Origin of the sequence: Williamwhitmania sp., from assembly GCA_035529935.1 — a bacterium.
Taxonomy (GTDB): domain Bacteria; phylum Bacteroidota; class Bacteroidia; order Bacteroidales; family Williamwhitmaniaceae; genus Williamwhitmania.
The window spans coordinates 1-17,579 of sequence record DATKVT010000186.1 but is presented as its reverse complement, the minus strand read 5'-3'; the positions used below and the strand labels follow the sequence as shown (position 1 = coordinate 17,579).

13 protein-coding genes are annotated in these 17,579 nt (G+C 40.5%); 7 read left to right on the top strand and 6 right to left on the bottom strand.

The genetic code is table 11. The features are described from left to right. Nucleotides 1-3: 3 nt before the first annotated feature. Complete coding sequence (gene rplM, locus VMW01_14425) at nucleotides 4-459, bottom strand: 50S ribosomal protein L13 (GenBank protein HUW07440.1); 456 nt, start codon at nucleotides 457-459, stop codon at nucleotides 4-6. A gap of 201 nt (nucleotides 460-660) precedes the next feature. On the opposite strand from rplM, the gene VMW01_14420 reads away from it, so the two are divergent. Both VMW01_14420 and VMW01_14415 read left to right on the top strand, forming a co-directional pair. After that, nucleotides 661-2,259, top strand: a complete 1,599-nt coding sequence (locus tag VMW01_14420; protein ID HUW07439.1) for an O-antigen ligase family protein — start codon at nucleotides 661-663, stop codon at nucleotides 2,257-2,259. After that, nucleotides 2,240-2,782 carry a DNA-3-methyladenine glycosylase gene (locus tag VMW01_14415; GenBank protein HUW07438.1) on the top strand — a complete coding sequence of 181 codons (543 nt, stop codon included), beginning with the start codon at nucleotides 2,240-2,242 and terminating at the stop codon, nucleotides 2,780-2,782. Before VMW01_14420 ends, VMW01_14415 begins: the two co-directional genes overlap by 20 nt. Here the strand turns inward: VMW01_14415 and VMW01_14410 are convergent. Continuing rightward, entirely contained in the window at nucleotides 2,731-3,852 is a 1,122-nt protein-coding gene (locus VMW01_14410; GenBank protein HUW07437.1) for a hypothetical protein, read from the bottom strand. The two genes, VMW01_14415 and VMW01_14410, sit on opposite strands and share 52 nt — an antisense overlap. Nucleotides 3,853-3,933: 81 nt before the next feature. Here VMW01_14410 and VMW01_14405 point away from each other — a divergent pair, with 81 nt between their 5' ends. From VMW01_14405 to VMW01_14395, 3 genes are read left to right on the top strand one after another with little or no spacing between them, the layout of a single operon-like run. Beyond that, entirely contained in the window at nucleotides 3,934-6,849 is a 2,916-nt protein-coding gene (locus VMW01_14405; protein HUW07436.1) for a DUF2723 domain-containing protein, read from the top strand. Between the two features lie 29 nt (nucleotides 6,850-6,878). Then, nucleotides 6,879-7,493 carry a polysaccharide deacetylase family protein gene (locus VMW01_14400; GenBank protein HUW07435.1) on the top strand — a complete coding sequence of 205 codons (615 nt, stop codon included), beginning with the start codon at nucleotides 6,879-6,881 and terminating at the stop codon, nucleotides 7,491-7,493. Between the two features lie 3 nt (nucleotides 7,494-7,496). After that, entirely contained in the window at nucleotides 7,497-8,591 is a 1,095-nt protein-coding gene (locus tag VMW01_14395) for a glycosyltransferase family 4 protein (protein ID HUW07434.1), read from the top strand. A gap of 19 nt (nucleotides 8,592-8,610) precedes the next feature. Here the strand turns inward: VMW01_14395 and VMW01_14390 are convergent, their stop codons facing one another. Beyond that, entirely contained in the window at nucleotides 8,611-9,762 is a 1,152-nt protein-coding gene (locus VMW01_14390; GenBank protein HUW07433.1) for a glycosyltransferase family 4 protein, read from the bottom strand. Continuing rightward, nucleotides 9,752-10,756 carry a sulfotransferase gene (locus tag VMW01_14385; GenBank protein HUW07432.1) on the bottom strand — a complete coding sequence of 335 codons (1,005 nt, stop codon included), beginning with the start codon at nucleotides 10,754-10,756 and terminating at the stop codon, nucleotides 9,752-9,754. The genes VMW01_14390 and VMW01_14385 overlap by 11 nt, the downstream gene beginning before the upstream one ends. Here VMW01_14385 and VMW01_14380 point away from each other — a divergent pair. After that, a complete protein-coding gene (locus VMW01_14380) occupies nucleotides 10,748-11,575 on the top strand; it encodes a hypothetical protein (protein HUW07431.1) in 828 nt (275 codons plus the stop codon). The genes VMW01_14385 and VMW01_14380 overlap by 9 nt on opposite strands. On the opposite strand, the gene VMW01_14375 is transcribed toward VMW01_14380, so the two are convergent. After that, nucleotides 11,554-12,489 (bottom strand): hypothetical protein, encoded by a 936-nt coding sequence (locus VMW01_14375; GenBank protein ID HUW07430.1) that lies wholly within the window; start codon nucleotides 12,487-12,489, stop codon nucleotides 11,554-11,556. The genes VMW01_14380 and VMW01_14375 overlap by 22 nt on opposite strands. A gap of 7 nt (nucleotides 12,490-12,496) precedes the next feature. Next, the gene (locus VMW01_14370) at nucleotides 12,497-13,387 is read right to left on the bottom strand and encodes a hypothetical protein (GenBank protein ID HUW07429.1); all 891 of its coding nucleotides are present in this window, start codon (nucleotides 13,385-13,387) and stop codon (nucleotides 12,497-12,499) included. A 105-nt stretch (nucleotides 13,388-13,492) separates the two neighbouring features. Here VMW01_14370 and VMW01_14365 point away from each other — a divergent pair. Further along, nucleotides 13,493-17,579, top strand: a 4,087-nt coding sequence (locus VMW01_14365; GenBank protein HUW07428.1) for a hypothetical protein, incomplete at its 3' end; no start/stop codon positions are given.

The window sequence follows — 17,579 nt, the reverse complement described above, 5'->3', positions numbered from 1 at the left end:
TCATTATTTAAGATTGTTAATTTTGATTTCCTTTGGTTGCTGAGCTTGGTGAGGGTGCTCGCCTCCAGCATACACAAATAGATTTCTAAAGAGCTCTCTACCAAGCCTAGTCTTTGGAAGCATTCCCCTTACAGCTATTTCCAAAACTGCATTGGGTTTTTTGCTAAGCAATTCCTTTGGGGTGGTAAAGCGCTGACCACCTGGATAGCCAGTGTGTCGAACGTACACCTTATCGGTGAGCTTCTTTCCGGTAAGCCTCACTTTTTCGGCGTTGATGATAATTACATTGTCTCCACAATCGGTATGCGGAGTGAAACTTGGTTTGTACTTGCCTCGGAGGAGTTTCGCAACTTTGGAAGCAAGACGACCAAGAACCTCGTCGGTGGCATCTATAACAACCCACTCTTTCTTAGCCGTGGCGCTGTTTACCGACACTGTCTTGTAGCTTAAAGTGTCCACTTTACTCTGTTGTTTTTAGTTAATACCTGATACATTAATGATCCAATTCCGCACAATTTGCGGGATGCAAAAATACAATTAATTTGGCAATAAAACCAACATATCAACAATTTATTTCATAGGACATTACACTAACACTGCTTGTGCAATCGTTACTATTGTTTAGTTTTGAAACATCCTATAACCTCAAAATTGAAGTGTATGTTCCCAAAATATATTCATCGATTTTTTCTTGTTTTTTTCTCAACCGTTTTAGCTTTTTCACTTCCAGTTAGTGAGTTTACCCTCAGCGTTGGAATTATTGCTTTGGTAGTCAACTGGATTGTGGAAGGCGAATTTAGACGGAAGGTTCAGGCTATAAAGCAAAACCGTTCGCTACAATGGTTCCTGGTAATTTATTTTCTGAGTGTTGCGGGACTTGTGTTCACCTCCAGTTTTAGCTGGGCGTTTCATGACCTTCGTATAAAGCTGCCGCTGCTCGTTTTGCCTTTAGTGTTTAGCACCACTAATCCATTTACCCGCCATGAAAAGACAATTGTGCTTCTTGGATTAATTGGTGGTGTGCTTGCTGGCTCGTTCATAAGCATGCTGGTGGTGTTTCAGGTAATACCCAAAGTAATACACTCTAGTCGGGATATTTCATTATTTATCTCACATATTCGGTTTTCGTTACTTGTAAATATGGCGTTGTGCTCTTCGGTGTATCTGCTCAGGAGTTACATGTCGCAACTGTCTCGACTGGCTAAGATTGGCGGAGTGATGTTGATTCTCTGGCTTTTTGCCTTTATCTTCATATTGCAATCGCTAACCGGGGTGGTTGTACTTGCCCTACTTACAGCATGGTTTGTGGTTTGGCAGGTGAGGAGCATTAGCGATACAGTATACCGATTTGGTGCCATAACCCTTTCTGCTGCTGTTCTGTTTATTATGGCATCGTACATAACCAGCACCATTGCTTTTTACTATACGGTAGAAAAGTTACCCGATAACCTTCAGTCATACCGAACGGCCAATGGGCGCTCCTATACCAACAACCTTGAATCGACAGCCGTAGAGAATGGTCATTATGTTGATGTGCTAATTTGCGAACCGGAACTGAAAAACGAATGGTCGAGAAGGAGCAACGTTGGCTACGACAGCATTATTTCAACAGGATATCCGGTTAACCTTGTTTTAAAGCGTTTTCTTACGTCGAAGGGGTTAAGAAAGGATTCCATTGGTGTGTGGTCGCTTAGCAAAAAGGAGATAAATGCTATTAATAACGGCGTTGCTAATGTTTTGGAGATGAACCCTTTTAGCATAAGGTGGAAAATATATCGAACGGTCTGGGAGCTAGATTCATACCGTAAGGGTGCCAATGTTGGCGGTTATAGCATTGCCCAGCGGTTTGTTTTTTGGAAAGCGGCTTCAACAATATTTTCTAAGCATTGGTTAACTGGCGTTGGTACTGGTGATATTAAGGAGGCCTATGCCGATTACTATCGCACCTATAAGCCTGAGCTAAAGCCTCAGTTCAGGCTGAGGGCACATAACCAATTTCTCACCATGTTTGTGAGTGATGGGATTTGGGGTGGGTTACTCTTTATTTTTGCCCTGTTATACCCATTCATTAAAAATAAAGCATGGAATGATTTGTTGGCCAATGCATTTATCCTTATTGCCATAGTATCTATGCTCGACGAAGACACTTTGGAGGTTCATATCGGTGTGTCGTTCGTGGCCTTTTTCTACTCCATGCTTATTCTTGCCATTAATACTCATCTCCCTGCGGTACCTGACGATGACAAGATTAAACAGTGATTTTTTCAGACGGGATGTTCTGGCTGTTGGCCCCGACTTAATTGGCTCTATTCTTGTTCGCAAATGGGGTGATGGAGCGGAGAGCCGTCACATCGTTACGGAACTTGAACTCTATAGGGGCGTTGAGGATCTGGCTTGCCATGCCAGCAAGGGCAAAACACCAAGAACCTCTGTTATGTTTGAGGAGGGCGGTTTAGTTTATGTTTACTTGGTTTATGGAATGCATTGGCTTTTAAATATTGTTACTGGTGAAAAGGATAATCCGCAAGCCGTCCTTATTCGTGGATTGCACGACTGCAGTGGTCCAGGTCGGCTCACAAAAATGCTAAACATAAAGGGTGATTTTTATGGTGAGGATATAACCGCCTCCTCACGACTTTGGTTTGAAAAAGGCGAAAAGGTAACCTTTGAGGTTGGGCCAAGAATTGGGGTCGATTACGCAGGAGAATACTGGAGATCTGTTCCTTGGCGCTATTTAGTAACCAACTCAGAGGCTCTCACTCTTCCCAGAAAAAACTCCTGATTGATGTGAATGCTGAGGCCATAGTAGTAATCGAGGTTACTTAAGCGGGTGTTTTTAAAACAGCCGGATGAAAACACCAACGACCCCACGTTTTTTAACTCTTTGGTTATGTTCATGCTACCAAAAAAAACTTCAACATTTGGATATTTTATGGAGTTGGTTTCTGTAAGTGCCGACATCAGCAGCTCTTCCCCCTTTGGTGACATAAACTGATGCGCCTTCCAGTAACCGCCCGTAAACTGAAAGACTTTGGCATTATAGAAAAACTTCAACCACAAGGCGCTACCCTGTTTGTATGCCTGCTGCTTTTGATGCGAAAGATCTTTGTAGCCCATGAGCATTGCCGTTAAACCAGCATTTTTGTAATTAAATGTTAGGCCGGATGCAACGTTGTAAAGGGTCATTAAGGTGGTGTCAATAGTAATATCCTGACCGCCTCTGTGGGCAAAGGTTTGCTGAAAAGGTAGTGTGATTTGGAAATTGTTGGACGAAAACAGTTTGGTTTGAATGGACTGCCCCGCAAATAATCGCTCTTGGAAAGGATCGCGTGGAAGAATAAACGATTCCCACGAAATCCAAATATCAGCCCAAAACTTTTTCCTATCTATCCTAACCTGAACGCCGTTCTCCACTGGTTTTTTAAAGTAGAAGTTGTCTCGATAAAGAGGAATTTCTAATCGGTGGTGGTCCTGAAAGTAAAAACTTCCGAGAATTACTTTAGCACCGGGGTAAAGAGCCGTTTCTATGGAAAATAGGGGCTGAACTTTTGCCAAGGTGTCCCTGCCAGAGTAGTTCAGCATGTGTATGCCTGCTCTGAAATTCAATCCGTCAAACGGTCGATAGCTAATCGTAGGCTGCAGCCAAATACCGGGCAACGTTTCACCCTCCTTTATTTGGTTGAAGTATTCATAATTCTGAAAAAAACCGAGAGATCGAATTTCAAAGAAAATTTTTCCTGAATCGGATGAGTTGACAAGATTAGATTCTTGTGCACTAATTGATATAGGGTTAATAAAAGCAATAAGTAGTGCAATGCATATTGCCAGCAAGCGATAACAACGAAGGTTCATGTGGGCTTCAATTTGCGGCCAATATACAACCAATTGTTTTACCTTTACACGTTATTGAAATTTTTCCCAACCATTGGCAGCATGTTTCGTAATCGTTGGCAGACAGCAATTTCAACCTTCGTATTTAGCACTTCATTGGCACTATATCTTATCACGTTAGAGCCAAGTGTGAGTTTTTGGGACTGTGGCGAGTTTATTGGTTGTGCAGCAAAGTTGGAGGTGAGCCATCCACCTGGAGCTCCATTGCACGCCTTGCTCGGACGCCTTTTCGTAATCTTGTTTGGGGGAAACCATGCAGCTATTGCAGTTAATATTCTTTCAGCAGTTGCCTCTGCGCTGACAGTAATGCTGCTCTATCTAACCCTTGTTAAGATACTGCAAAAAAAGGTAATAAGGCCTCGTAAAGATTCATCACTAATCGTTATTCATGGCGCAAGCATTGTTGGTGCATTTTGCTTTGCCGTTACCGACTCCTTTTGGTTTTCTGCAGTTGAGGGGGAGGTCTATGCCCTTTCAATATTCTTTACTGCACTTACCTTTTATTTGGCTTTGCTCCTTTCTGAGAGTCGATCGGCCAGTAGCCGTGGGCGATTGATTTACCTGATTGCGCTATTGCTTGGACTGAGTGCTGGTGTTCACCAGCTTAATCTACTTGTTATCCCTTCGGTTGTTTTAATTGCTTGGCTGGTCAACTATAAGCTAAACTTTAAAAATGTGGTAAAGGGTGCATTGGTAGGAGGAGGTCTGTTTTTGCTTGCCTTTACCTTAATCCCTTACCTATTATTTAAATTTGGATGGCTTACAGAGCTGCTTTTTGTGAACACATTTGGCTTATTTAAGTGGAGCGGTGTATTTTTTTGTTATGCCCTTATTTTTTGTGGATTGGTATTTGCTATTTATAGGGCTAAACGTTCTAAAAATTCAACATATGAGGCCTTTCTGACATCCACCTTGCTTTACATTATTGGTCTTTCGGTGTATGCCATCGTGCCTATAAGAGCCTCTGCGAATGTTCCCTTAAATACGGGTAATCCAAACAATATTATTGCACTTTGGAACTATGTTGATAGGGACCAATACGGCGACTCGCCACTTTTTTATGGCACCACCTTCAACGCTCCAGTTGAAAAAGTTGTAATCGGCAGTAAACATTACATCTTTAGCAAGGGTAAGTATAGTGTTGGTTATTCTTCAGGAAGGGTGATTTACAATCCTCACTTCTACACAGTTTTTCCTAGAATGTATAGCACAACGGGAGACCATCAAGCGGCTTACCAAAGTTGGGCATCAATCCCATCTAATGAGTTGGTGGATTCTGCTGGAAAGTCAATACCACCAAGTTTTTTCTACAACTTAAAGTTCTTGGTGAACTACCAACTTGGGTATATGTACGTTCGGTATTTTTTATGGAATTTTGTGGGAAGGCAGAACGATATTCAGGGATATGGAGGTATTTTACAAGGAGGATGGATTACTGGTATTCATGCTATTGATGCTATTAGAGAGGGTGATTCAAAAATGATGCCTTCAAACCTTGTGAACAACAAGGGACGTAATGTCTATTTTATGCTTCCACTTTTACTTGGTGTTTTGGGTCTAGTAGTTCAATCTGTTGCTGGGAGCAGACACTTCTGGCCCATTCTATTGCTGTTTTTACTCACAGGAATCGCCATTGCTTTGTTTTTAAATCAGACTCCCTATCAAGCACGAGAGAGAGATTATGCCTATGTTGGTTCCTTTTATGCATGGGCCATTTGGATTGGTGTGGGAACCGGCTATATTGCTTCAGTAGTTAGTAGACTTTGCAAGTCAAAAGGCATGGCAATTGCTGTTTTGGCTATAATTCTTATGGCGGTTCCAGGATGGATGCTGGCTCAGAATTTTAACGACCATAGCAGGGCACATCGTTTTTTTGCAAGGCAGCTTGCACACGACTACCTGTCGGCTTGTGCTCCTAATGCCATTCTTTTTACTTATGGTGACAACGACACCTTTCCGCTCTGGTATCTACAAGAGGCTGAAGGGTACAGAACTGACGTGCGAGTTGTAAACTTAAACTACTTAAGGACAGGGTGGGAGCTGGGTCAACTCCAGCTCGCTGTAAATTCATCCGCCAGCATTCAGCTTAATGGTAGTAACGATTTTTACCAGCACAGCCTGTCTCAACTTTTCCCCATAGTTTCTGGATTTTCAACTCCTATACCGCTCGATAGCCTTGTTCGTGATGGATTTGACCTCTCTCGAAATACAGATACTAGTAATAATTCCGTACCACTCGTTCTTAGAGCAAAATCATTTTATCTCCCTCTTTACGATAGTGTGCATGGAACAAGAAATAGCACAAAGGAGGTATCTATTTCCCGCAGCTATCTGCGGAGTTGGGATTTGGCTTTGCTCGACATTATCGCGGCTAACGGACACCGGCGGCCAATTTACTTTGCTGCATCTGTACCTTCCGCTTCCACTCTTAACTTAACTAGCATTGCCGTCAATGAGGGTCTCGTTTTGCGATTGAATCCTACAGATGAAAACCTCTTTGGGAAAACAGATATAGAAAAGTCTTACCATAACTTAATTGTGAATAGTAGCTTTAGAGGTGGTGCAACAGGGTATATGGACGAAACATGTCGACACTTTATCCATTACTACTTTGACGTGTACGGCCAATTGGCCGATACGCTGATTGCCAAAAGAAAGTTTGATACGGCCAATACTGTGCTCGACAGTTGCCGCAGCTACTTTGGCGATAGGTGTCTTGAGTGGAACGATGTAGCCCTATCGTTTGCTTCGAGCTACCATAATGCTGGCAATTTGGTTTGTGGAAACCAAATTATTGATAGTTTAATTGCAAGAAAAAAGCATGAAATTGAATATTACCACACCATTATTCCAGCCATGCAGCCGTACGTGAAGTTTGATTTGCAGGATGCTTCCATGGTTTTAAAAAAAGCAGTTTCTTTGCAGAGGAATACCAAAGAGAAGATTGCAGACAAATAAAAATGTTGAAGTAGAAATCAATCGAAGCCATGGCGTATTTTCGACCACCGGGATGGATTAAGCGAATATTTCCTGAGTTTATATGGAGTTTCCCAGGGGAGACCGACTCGGTATTTCTCACTTTTGACGATGGTCCAATTCCGGAAATTACCCCTTGGGTTCTGGATGAGTTGGACAAGTACGATGCAAAAGCCACCTTCTTTTGCCTAGGAAAAAATGTGGAGATGCATCCGGAGGTATTTGAGCAACTTCTTGCAAGAGGACATGCAGTTGGGAATCACAGTTACAGTCATATAAAGGGGTGGGGAACCGATTCGGCTGAGTATGTACATGACATTGATTTGGCAGAATCGCTCATTTCAACCAACCTGTTTCGCCCGCCCTATGGACGAATTAAAACCTCTCAGGTTCATGTTCTTAAGGAACGATACAAGTTCATTCTTTGGGATGTGCTGAGTCGGGACTACAGCTGGACACTTTCGGGTAAGGGTTGTGTGAAGAATGTTCTTAAGGTGGTTCGACCTGGCTCCATCATTGTGTTTCATGATTCAAAAAAGGCAGAGAAGAATTTGCGCTATGCATTACCGCGAGTGCTGGAAGGCCTAAAAGAGCGCGGATTTAAAATGAAATCAATCAGGCTTTAGCAAATGGTTAAGCCTCGTATTCTTTACCTTGTTCAACTTCCACCACCTGTTCATGGGGCAAGTGAAATGAACAGGATGGTATTCGACAGCGAGGTTGTAAACGAAGGGTTTGAAAAGCGAGTTATTCCGCTATATTTTTCTACCAAACTTTCGCAGCTGCAACATTTCTCTATAATCAAGGTCTTTAAGGCATTTGGAATTTTCTTTCAACTACTGTTTGAACTCATTACTTATCGGCCAAGAATTGTTTACTTCTCGATGGTTCCTTTTGGACCAATTCTTTTTAGGGATGGTCTGTATCTTTTTCTTATTCGAATTTTTGGTGCAGTTCCAGTAGTTCATTTGCACCGACCAGGCCTTCATCGCGTAAAACCAACTAGGTTAAACAGGTTTGTTTATAAAAATCTTTTTAGAGGGTGTAAGGTTGTTCATCTATCGCCACAGCTTGTTGAGCGAGAGTTGATTCCGTTGGGACTGAATCCGGAAAATTTGTTTTCATTTCCCAATACAGTTGACTTTGAGCCCATTCAAAGACCAATCAGAGAGAAGGCAATCAATATTCTTTTCTTATCAAACCTCTATCCTCATAAGGGTTTTTTTAAGTTGATAGAAGCTTTTGCTTTGGTTGCTAATAAGTTTCCAGATTTGAAACTAACCATTGCTGGGTATTCCCCCGACCCCTCCATTCCACAGAAAATTTTTGCTTTAACCAAGTTGCTGAAGTTGGAAGGACGGGTGAGCTACATTGGCGGAGTAGAAAGCGACCAGCGAAGTTCACTTTATTACAGCGCCGATGTCTTTGTGTTACCCTCCAATAGTGAGTATTTCCCATTGGTTATTTTGGAGGCTATGCTTGCTGGAGTACCGGTAATTTGCACTGGGAAGGAAAATATTGGGTGCTATTTTGAAGATGGGAAAGATCTTCTTTTCTTATCTAATCCTCCGTCAGTAAAAGAAATTGCTGAAAAACTTTACCTGCTAATCAGTGAGGAAAAATTACGTACGGCCACAGCATTAAATGGATTAGCAAGAGTTTCGCAAATTAATAGGACTTGTTTTAGTCTAATTCGGACACTATTTGTTGATTGCACGATATAATTGGTTTTGTTGCTTTCGGCTAGATGCTGTTGATAAATGCAACAAGGTTGTTGGCGATGATTTTAAGGTCAAGGTGTCTTCTTGAAAAATCAGCAGCGTTTAAACTCAGCTCATTCCTTTGTTGGTTGTTTCGTATTAGTAAGTTTATATTGGCTTTAAAGTCCTTCTCGTTATTGTATACCATTATTACATTTGAGTAATCTCGCTGTGGTATTCCCACAATCTTTTTTACTAGGCAAGGCAATCCTACGGACATTGCTTCATTGAGGGAATTTGGAGGGAACCCTTCTCTGGTTGAAGCATGCAAGAAAATATCAGAGGCCTTCAAATATTCTGAAACGTCTTCAACCTTGCCGGTGAATTGGATGTTTGAGCCTATTAATCGCTGACCAATATTGGTAATTGCCTGCATCTCTTCATAGTAAGAAAAGAGTCTCTCGCTAGGAGATGGATTGTTTGTTCCAACAACAATAAGATAGAAGTTGTCTATTCCTTCGAATAAGTTGAATATAGCAGGGAAACCTTTTCTTTTTATAACATGGCCTACCATTGTTATTATTGTTTTGTCGTTGGGGATGTTTAGTTTCTTGCGCAGTTTTTCCTTTTCACCCAGTTGAGGGGGCGAAAATATTGCTCTAACCCCCTGTGGCGATTCAAAAATTCTATTTCTCTCTATTCCAATCTTCAGAATTGTTTCTGTAATTGATGGGTTAAGAGACCAAAAGCCAGTGGAGAGACGGTAAGTGTATTTGTTAAAAAGTGAATCTTTTGTTAACGTCCGAAGGTCATCGTATTCCCAAAGCGTAGGACGGAAAATTGTTTTTTTTCTTGTTGTTTTTCCAAGAATTAGGGCAATTCTATTCCCTAATGTTTTGCCATAAATTAACCAAGTGTTATATCGTTTTATGTGTATAATAAGAAAGAAAAACAAATGGATACGGGTGGCTATTTTTCCTGCAAGCGTTTTGTCGTGGTAAGCTATTTTGATAATTGAAGGATTAAGTAAATTATAATCATGGTTTATTATCTGCTCTTCTTCTGTTTCAAGGGTAAGAATGTCACATTTCCCTCCCTGTTTGTAAAGTTCTTGTGCAAGAAAGAAGGCACTTCTACCGTCTCCTGCTGCCGAAGGATAGGTTTGTGAGGTAATTATTAGAATGTTATTTGCCATTAGATTGAGGTATCTCCGGACCGAATAATTTCATCTTTAGGTACAATATTGCAATTTTTATTGAAACGGTAACTGCTCCTGTCTGCCACCAATGGAGAGTTCTTTTCTCTAAATGGGTGTTGTAGTCGAGCCGAATCATTGGTTTCCTTAGCATATATGCGATTCTTTGCTGGTACTCATTATCAAGTTCAAATTGCCATAGGTTGCACGATTTTGTTTGTATCTCAAGTTTTATGTTTTGATGTAGGTGTTGTAACTCCTTTGGAATTTTATTTTGATATGTTCCATTGTCGTCTTTACCCTTTATTTCTATATTTATATTAAGCCAAACAAAGAGTTTATTTGTTTGGAAAACAGTATCAGTAACTAGTTTTTCATATTTTAGGCTACTAACCCACGATTGTTTCTTTCTTTGAAAATAATTATAGACATTGGAAAGCCTTCTCCATTCGAAAATAACTGCTGCTGCATCGCTTGCCATTGGTATTTTCCATGATCCTACCGCTTTTAGTTGAGACAGAAATATAGCGCGAGGATCTCTAAGGAGTATAAGTAGATAGATGTTGGCATCTTGAATAAAACACTCTTGAATATTCTTAATGTAGTATGCAATGTGGGTGTTTTTGAAAACGACGATCTCCGTATCGGGATTATCTGCGATTGCTGCTTTTATAATGAAGCGTCGAAACAATTCTTGTTGTGAAATGGAGTTTTCTTCAATAACAATTAGTTCTCCAAAGCTTCCTATTCCTTTAAATAGTTTTAGTTTATTATTGTAGTGTAATGCCTTGTCAAGTTCTACTACGACTTTTGATGTGCGCTTAATCTTTTTGGATGGATTTCGGAGCAGTTTTTTGGCGAGCAACTCTGATTCCGGAAGACAGGTAAAATTCTTAACTTTGCTGAGTTCGTTCAGCAGTAAAGTTGAACCAGATCTGTTGATGTAGGCCACCAGAAGAATTTTAATCGTTGATATCTCTTTTACATGATTCATATTGCTACCGTTCATTGGGAATCAGATAAATGGATTGACATCCAGCTGAAATACCTAAATCGGTATGTCAAGAAGCCTTTTCGAATTTACGCATTTTTGAGTGGAAGTGCAGCGAAGCATCGGGATAAGTTCTATTTTGCTTCAACCGAGCCAATCCAAAGCCATGCAGTGAAGTTAAATGTTTTAGCGGATATTGTATGTCATGAGGCAGTTTCCGACGAAGATACCCTAATCTTTATTGACGGTGATGCTTTTCCAATAGCCAATACCGACATAAGGTTTGAAGAGTGGTTATCTTCCGCACCATTGGCTGCCATTCAGCGCATAGAAAATGCTGGTGATATTCAACCTCATCCTTCGTTTTGCATTACGACTGTCGGGTTTTGGCGAAAGATTGATGGGGATTGGAATCGCGGATATTTGTGGCGAAACAGACATGGAGTGACCACCGATGTTGGGGGAAATCTATTGAAGCAGTTAATTGAGAATAATGTGTCGTGGAAAGCAATACATCGGTCAAGAAGTCTTTTTGAACATCCTCTTTGGTATGGCATATACGGTGATATTGCGTATCATCATGGTGCAGGCTTCCGATTTCCGATATCGAGGTTAGACAAGCAGTTAGCACTAAATGTTATTGCCTCCTCTGGTTTTTGGGGTAAAGTCAAATCGTTACTCTTGCTTAGGTTGCATTACTTCAAAAGTGGTTTTTTTATAAAAAGGACAAGCGTATATAAGAATCTCGTCAATAAACATCATCATTCAAGCATCGAAATTTACCATCGTATCTCATCTGGCTATTTTGACTCATCAACATAACCATATTCTGCCAGTTTTTTGAGAGGAATGTACCTTGACAGTTCTTTGTTATTTTCGTTGTAATATGTTTTTATATAGTTAATTCTCTTTTTGCCTAATATGTAATCAGTTTTTCGTAATGAGTTAAATATACTGAGCTTGTTCGACCATGTCAGAAACCTAAGAATATTGTAGTATAAGTATGGAATGTTAACCCAATAATTTTTTCTCACTGTGTTTAAATATGAAAAGTGATTTATAAACCGCATAATTGTAAGGTAGAGCTTGTTGAATCGTAAATTTTCCACAATGCTGTATTGGGGATACTCTACATACTGAACTTGCATATTTTCTTTAAAATGTTCAAGAAATATTGCAGGATGAGATCTAAATTCTTCGAAAAGATATACCTGAACTTTACTACTTGAATATATTGTACAGTAATAGTCAACGATGTTTTTATATTTAAAGTTGTTTAGACTTGGTAGTAAATAGGTTTTATAGAATGGGTTGAATCTGTTTTTCAGGCGGAGATAGTAGTCGATGCTGTAGGTCCCTCCAGACCTTATGTATTGAAAATATACTGATGCTAACATTTCTGCTTGGTTGCGTATGAAAACTATAATCGTAGCATCTGGAAATACCGACACTAGCTTATCTGCCATTACCTTAATAAACTCTCCATTACCAAAGGGGATATCAAGTCCTCCAAGAAGTAATTCTTCGCAAATGACTATTCGTCTTCCCTCTGCCAATTGTTCAAATTCTTTTCTGACCTTTTGTGGATTAAATGTGAAGACATCTACATCTATCAGCAGTCTTATTAATTCATTTCTACTGAAATAACGACAGCTCTGAAGCTGTGGGTAATAGTGTTTTTGATACCAGGTGGTTCCTGTTTTAGGATATCCGATATGAATAATGGGTGAAAGCATGGTCTAATTATAGAGAGTAGTTGTGTTTCTTTATTGCATTTAGATTGTATTTTGTCAGCAGGATATTGTTTGATTCTTTGTAATAATCCTCTAAATACTGCAAGTTATTAGCGCCGAGCAAACTTTGTGTAGAAACTTTTTTGCCAAAATGATGGCTGGTTGCTATTTTCTTTGTTATTAATTCTATGAACGGAATTGGCGTAATGTAATACTTATGTGGATATGTCTTGTAAAAAAAGGCATTGAGTATCTTTAGTGGTATTATTGCCCATCTCCCTGGCGACTCGTTTATCGGTTCAAATGACACCTTGTCAATATTGGACGTTATATTTAAATCATATAGAAATGTGCGGGTAAATTGTTGAGGATCATTTTTAAACTCCTCAAATAGGTAGATGTGTAAGTTCTTCATCCCAAATAAATCTGCATAATAATCAAGAATGAGGTGGTATTTGAGGTGGTCGAGATGGAACAGTCCTGTAGAAGTGTTATGTATGTATCTGTCAATACTGTAATTTCCACCATTTTTGACGTATTGTTGGTATGCAGATGAAATTGCATCTTGCTGTCGTCTAAGGAATACAATAATTTCGGCTTGCTCAAAAATATCTTTTAATTTTTGAGCGTTTTGTTTTGGGAAGTATCCGTTCATCCAACCCCTATTGAATGTTCCAACAATCTTTTCTGAACTTAAAAGCAATGGACGGCTTGTTTTTAGGTCGTCAAAAACATCTATAATTTTTTCTTTTTTAAATTCGAGTGCTGGTATATTAATTATTAATTTATTTGTAGCTTCCTTATTTATATAATTTACACCAGAAAGATTAGGGAATAACTGTTGCTGAAACCAAGTTGTTCCAGTTTTAGGAAATCCAATATGGATAATTGTATTCACCATTACTATTTATGAGTACTGTTTGATTAATCATTTGATTGTTTACGGCAAAGTTAATTACTTTTGTCGGATCATTCCGTAAACTGCAATGTAATAAATTGTACCTGCATGAAAGCAATTAAAGCACTTGTTACTTGTTTTATTTTACTTTGTTCTGTTGTTGTTTCCAATGCTCAGGGCTGGGCTTGGGCAAAAGCAATAACCGGGCTGGATAGTCTTGAGGTTAGGGATTTTAAAATGGATGCCAATGGAGATTTAGTAATACTTGGGTATCATGTTAACCAAATAACTTTTGATTCTCAGTCAAAAGCTCCTTTTGGGAAAAAGGATATGTATTTAATTAAGGTTGATCAAAACGGAAATTTGAAGTGGATTCAAAATGCAGGTAGTAATGATGTTGAAGATCCTTTCGCTATTGGGTTTGATACCGATAATAATGTATACGTTGGTGGTGGATTTAGAAATACGATGGTGTTCTCGGCTGATGTCTCAATTACTTCAAGTGGTGCTCAGGATGCTTTTTTAGCCAAATACAATTCATCTGGCCGCGTGCTGTGGGCAAAAAAGATTGCGTATGGCACATTGGGTGAGCGAATTCATTCCATGGCTATTTCAAGTAATAATGAAATTTATATGTGCGGGATGTTAAAGTCCTCGCCTACAACAATTGGTTCTTTTCTGTTAAATGTTTCTGCCGGAGGTGAAGATGAGTGGATTGCTAAAGCTGATACGTCTGGAAATATTTCATGGGTAAAGCAATTAACCGCGATAGGAATTTCTGGAAGTACCTCAATTAACTTAAATATTCTGAGAAATATCAGCGTTGATCAAGATGGCCTTCTATATGTTAGTGGAACTCTGTGGGGACAGCTTACATATGGTTCACAGTCATTTAGTTCTAGAGGATATGGTGATATTGTTCTGTTTCATGTTAACAATGCTGATGGTTCGCTTATTTGGGGAAGAACTGGTGGAGGTACAGAGGACGATCAAGCGAACGGTTTGACACTTGGATCCGATAACGGTATTTACTTAACTGGGCAGGTAACGAATAATGTCTCATTTGATAGTACAAGCACTAAGACATCTTCTGTTAGCAAGGGCTCATCGCTTGATATCATATTGTTGAAGTATAACCAAGAGGGTCGATTAATATGGAAAACACGAACAGGTGGAGTTAGTTCTGACGGTGGGTTTGGTGTTGCATCAAGGGAGAATTTATTGACGATTTCAGGGTATTACTCATCAAATTTAACATTCAACGATGTGTCATTAAATTCAGGCTCTACTACTAATAATGATGCAGGTTTTTTTGTTTACGATTTGGATGGGAATCCCATTACAGCACAGGGAGTTGTTGGCACGCTTGAAGATGTCGGCCAGGGAATTGCCATTGACCAGAGTGGTGACACTTATATTGCTGGTTATTTTAAGTCACCAATCCTTACTTTTGGGTCCACCTCAATTAATAATTTGATTTCACCTAAGCGGCAAGGTTTTGTTGCCAAGTACGCTAATCCTTTTTCTGCAACTTTTACCCATAAGCAAAACATTCTCTGTAATGGCTCTTCTACGGGTGAGTTAACTGTAACCCCATATTTTGGAACCTACCCTTACACCTATGCTTGGACCTTGAACGGTTCACCCATATCGCTTACCGACTCTGTGGCTACTGGGCTTTCTCCTGGAAACTATGCCGTTACGGTGACGGATTTTAATGGTAAGGTTGCTTCAACCTCCGCCACGATAACTGAACCCACCGCTCTTGCCATTTCCGGAACCGCTACTGCAGCTTTGAACTGTTATGGTGATGCTGATGGAGCAATTAGTATTACTCCCAGCGGTGGAGTTGCCCCATACCGTTACTATTGGAATACAACTGATGGTAATGTTGTAACAGAAACGACTAAAGATCAAGCAGGGTTAATAGCTGGAACCTATTCTGTTACACTTACCGATACTAATGGTTGCACATTGGATAGGTATTTCACTATAGCACAGCCTCAGAAAATTGTGTTTAGTGGTTCAACAGTTGTACACATTGATAACGTAACAACCGGATCAGTTACTTTGAATGTTACAGGAGGTACACCTGCATACACGGATTATAATTGGAGCAGTGGACAAACAACACAGAATATTGCTGGACTTAATGTGGGGGGCGACTATAAGGTAACGGTTACGGATTCACACACCTGTCAAGCTGATACTACTTTCTGGGTTGATGATCAGCGGGTATTTTACGCAACGCTTCAGACAAAAACTGATGTGCTATGCAAGGGTGGAAGTTCTGGTACCGCAACAATTGCGTGGGCAAATTCAACATCCGGTAATGTAACTGTTACAATAACTGGTCAAACACCTCAGGTATATACATCTGCAACATCTGGAACTCACTATGCTACAGGTTTAGCCGCAGGCAACTATGTTGCGACGGTGGATGATGGAGTAGAGACAAAGACAGCAAACTTTACCATTGCTGAACCTGCTAGTGTTCTTTCTGCTAGTGCAGTTGGTAGTATCACAACTTGCTATGGCGGTTCCGATGGCCTTGTAAATCTTACGGTAGCTGGTGGAACAGCACCTTATAATTACCTGTGGAGCCCAGGTGGTGCAACCTCACAGGACTTGAGCAATCAGCCTGCTGGAACCTACTCAGTTGTTGTTACCGATGCAAATGGCTGTACAGTTCCTACTTCGGCTAGCATCACTCAGCCCAACGATATCACATATACTATTGATGTTACAACACCTATTTCTTGCTACGGTTCCAGAGATGGTGCCCTTACAATAAATAATGTGCAAGGTGGCACTGGAGCTTACGTTTACATGTGGTCCAACACCCTTACCTCGCAAAGTATCACGAATCTTGCGAAAGGGAGTTATTGGGCAATTGTGACCGACGATAATGGTTGCTACAAAAAAGTTTACCAAACGCTTGCCCAACCCACTCAAGTATCTGCTTCATTCGCAGTAACTGATCCCATGTGTAACGGTGGTAGTGATGGTTCAATTGCGATAACACCTTCTGGTGGTACCCCTGGATATGATTATTCTGTCAATGGAGGTGCGTATGATGTAAGTGCAAATATCTCTGGACTTATTGCTGGTAACTATAACATAGTTGTTCGAGATAATAATCTTTGTACACGGCCTTATAGCGCCACCTTAAATGAGCCAGCTGCGATTGTAATAACGCCCTCACCAACCAATCCAACTTGTCCTGAGTCAACCAATGGTTCAATTGGTATTTCGGTAGCAGGTGGTACCTGGCCTTATGGTTACTTTTGGACCACTAGCGATGGATCAGGAATTGTTCAGGGTGCTCAAAATCAAAGTGCTCTATCTCCAGGAACCTATACATTGCTGCTTACCGATGCACATAGTTGCTCAAAATCTATTGACGTTACATTAACGGCTCAGAACCCAAGTCCGACGCCTGGTATTTCAACACTGGATAACCCAGTTTGCCAAGGGAGTAACGCAACAATTTCTGCTACAGGCGGATCAACCTATGAGTTTTTTCTCAACGGCTCAACAGTTCAGGGGCCGAGTGCCAGCGGAACCTTAAGCAGTAGCACGTTTTCCAACGGTGATGAGGTGTATGCAAATGTAATTAGTAGTGCTGGCTGTATTGCCCAAAGTAGCAATATTAACATGGTTGTAAATGCACTGCCAACTCCTACTTTAACCTCATCAGATTTGGATAACAGCATTTGTGATGCTACACCAGTAACGTTTACTGCTGGTGGCGGTAATGCGTATGAATTCTTTTTAAACAACGTGTCGCAGGGAGCCCCTTCGCCAACCAATCAGTATATAACTTCATCTCTCGCCGATGGTGATGCGGTGAAGGTTATAGTTACCGATGTGAATTCTTGTAGCGCAACTTCTACCCCAATATTAACTTCGGTTACTCCAAATGTTGGTGTGCCAACGTTTACCTCAGGAGCCGCAGAATTGTGTGTTGGTGGTATTTCTACTTATCAAGCAACGGCCTCAAACAGCGCTGGCATTGTTTATTCAATCGTTTCTGGAGGAGCCTCAATAAATAGCACCACTGGTGATGTTTCTGCTGTTACTTCCGACTTCACGGTAAGAGCAACGGCTACAGGAATTGGTGGCTGCGGAGTCGAGACCGCTGATATGACTGTAACTGTTCATGTACTACCAACCGTTGACTTGGGCGGAGATC

What these genes read in the sequence shown, in the direction of transcription:
- VMW01_14405 (HUW07436.1), top strand. Translation starts at nt 3,934, where the DNA reads ATGTTTCGTAATCGTTGGCAGACAGCAATTTCAACCTTCGTATTTAGC.
- VMW01_14415 (HUW07438.1), top strand. Translation starts at nt 2,240, where the DNA reads ATGACAAGATTAAACAGTGATTTTTTCAGACGGGATGTTCTGGCTGTT.
- VMW01_14400 (HUW07435.1), top strand. Translation starts at nt 6,879, where the DNA reads ATGGCGTATTTTCGACCACCGGGATGGATTAAGCGAATATTTCCTGAG.
- VMW01_14410 (HUW07437.1), bottom strand. Translation starts at nt 3,852, where the DNA reads ATGAACCTTCGTTGTTATCGCTTGCTGGCAATATGCATTGCACTACTT.
- VMW01_14375 (HUW07430.1), bottom strand. Translation starts at nt 12,489, where the DNA reads ATGCTTTCACCCATTATTCATATCGGATATCCTAAAACAGGAACCACC.
- VMW01_14420 (HUW07439.1), top strand. Translation starts at nt 661, where the DNA reads ATGTTCCCAAAATATATTCATCGATTTTTTCTTGTTTTTTTCTCAACC.
- VMW01_14380 (HUW07431.1), top strand. Translation starts at nt 10,748, where the DNA reads ATGATTCATATTGCTACCGTTCATTGGGAATCAGATAAATGGATTGAC.
- VMW01_14395 (HUW07434.1), top strand. Translation starts at nt 7,497, where the DNA reads ATGGTTAAGCCTCGTATTCTTTACCTTGTTCAACTTCCACCACCTGTT.
- VMW01_14370 (HUW07429.1), bottom strand. Translation starts at nt 13,387, where the DNA reads ATGGTGAATACAATTATCCATATTGGATTTCCTAAAACTGGAACAACT.
- VMW01_14385 (HUW07432.1), bottom strand. Translation starts at nt 10,756, where the DNA reads ATGAATCATGTAAAAGAGATATCAACGATTAAAATTCTTCTGGTGGCC.
- VMW01_14390 (HUW07433.1), bottom strand. Translation starts at nt 9,762, where the DNA reads ATGGCAAATAACATTCTAATAATTACCTCACAAACCTATCCTTCGGCA.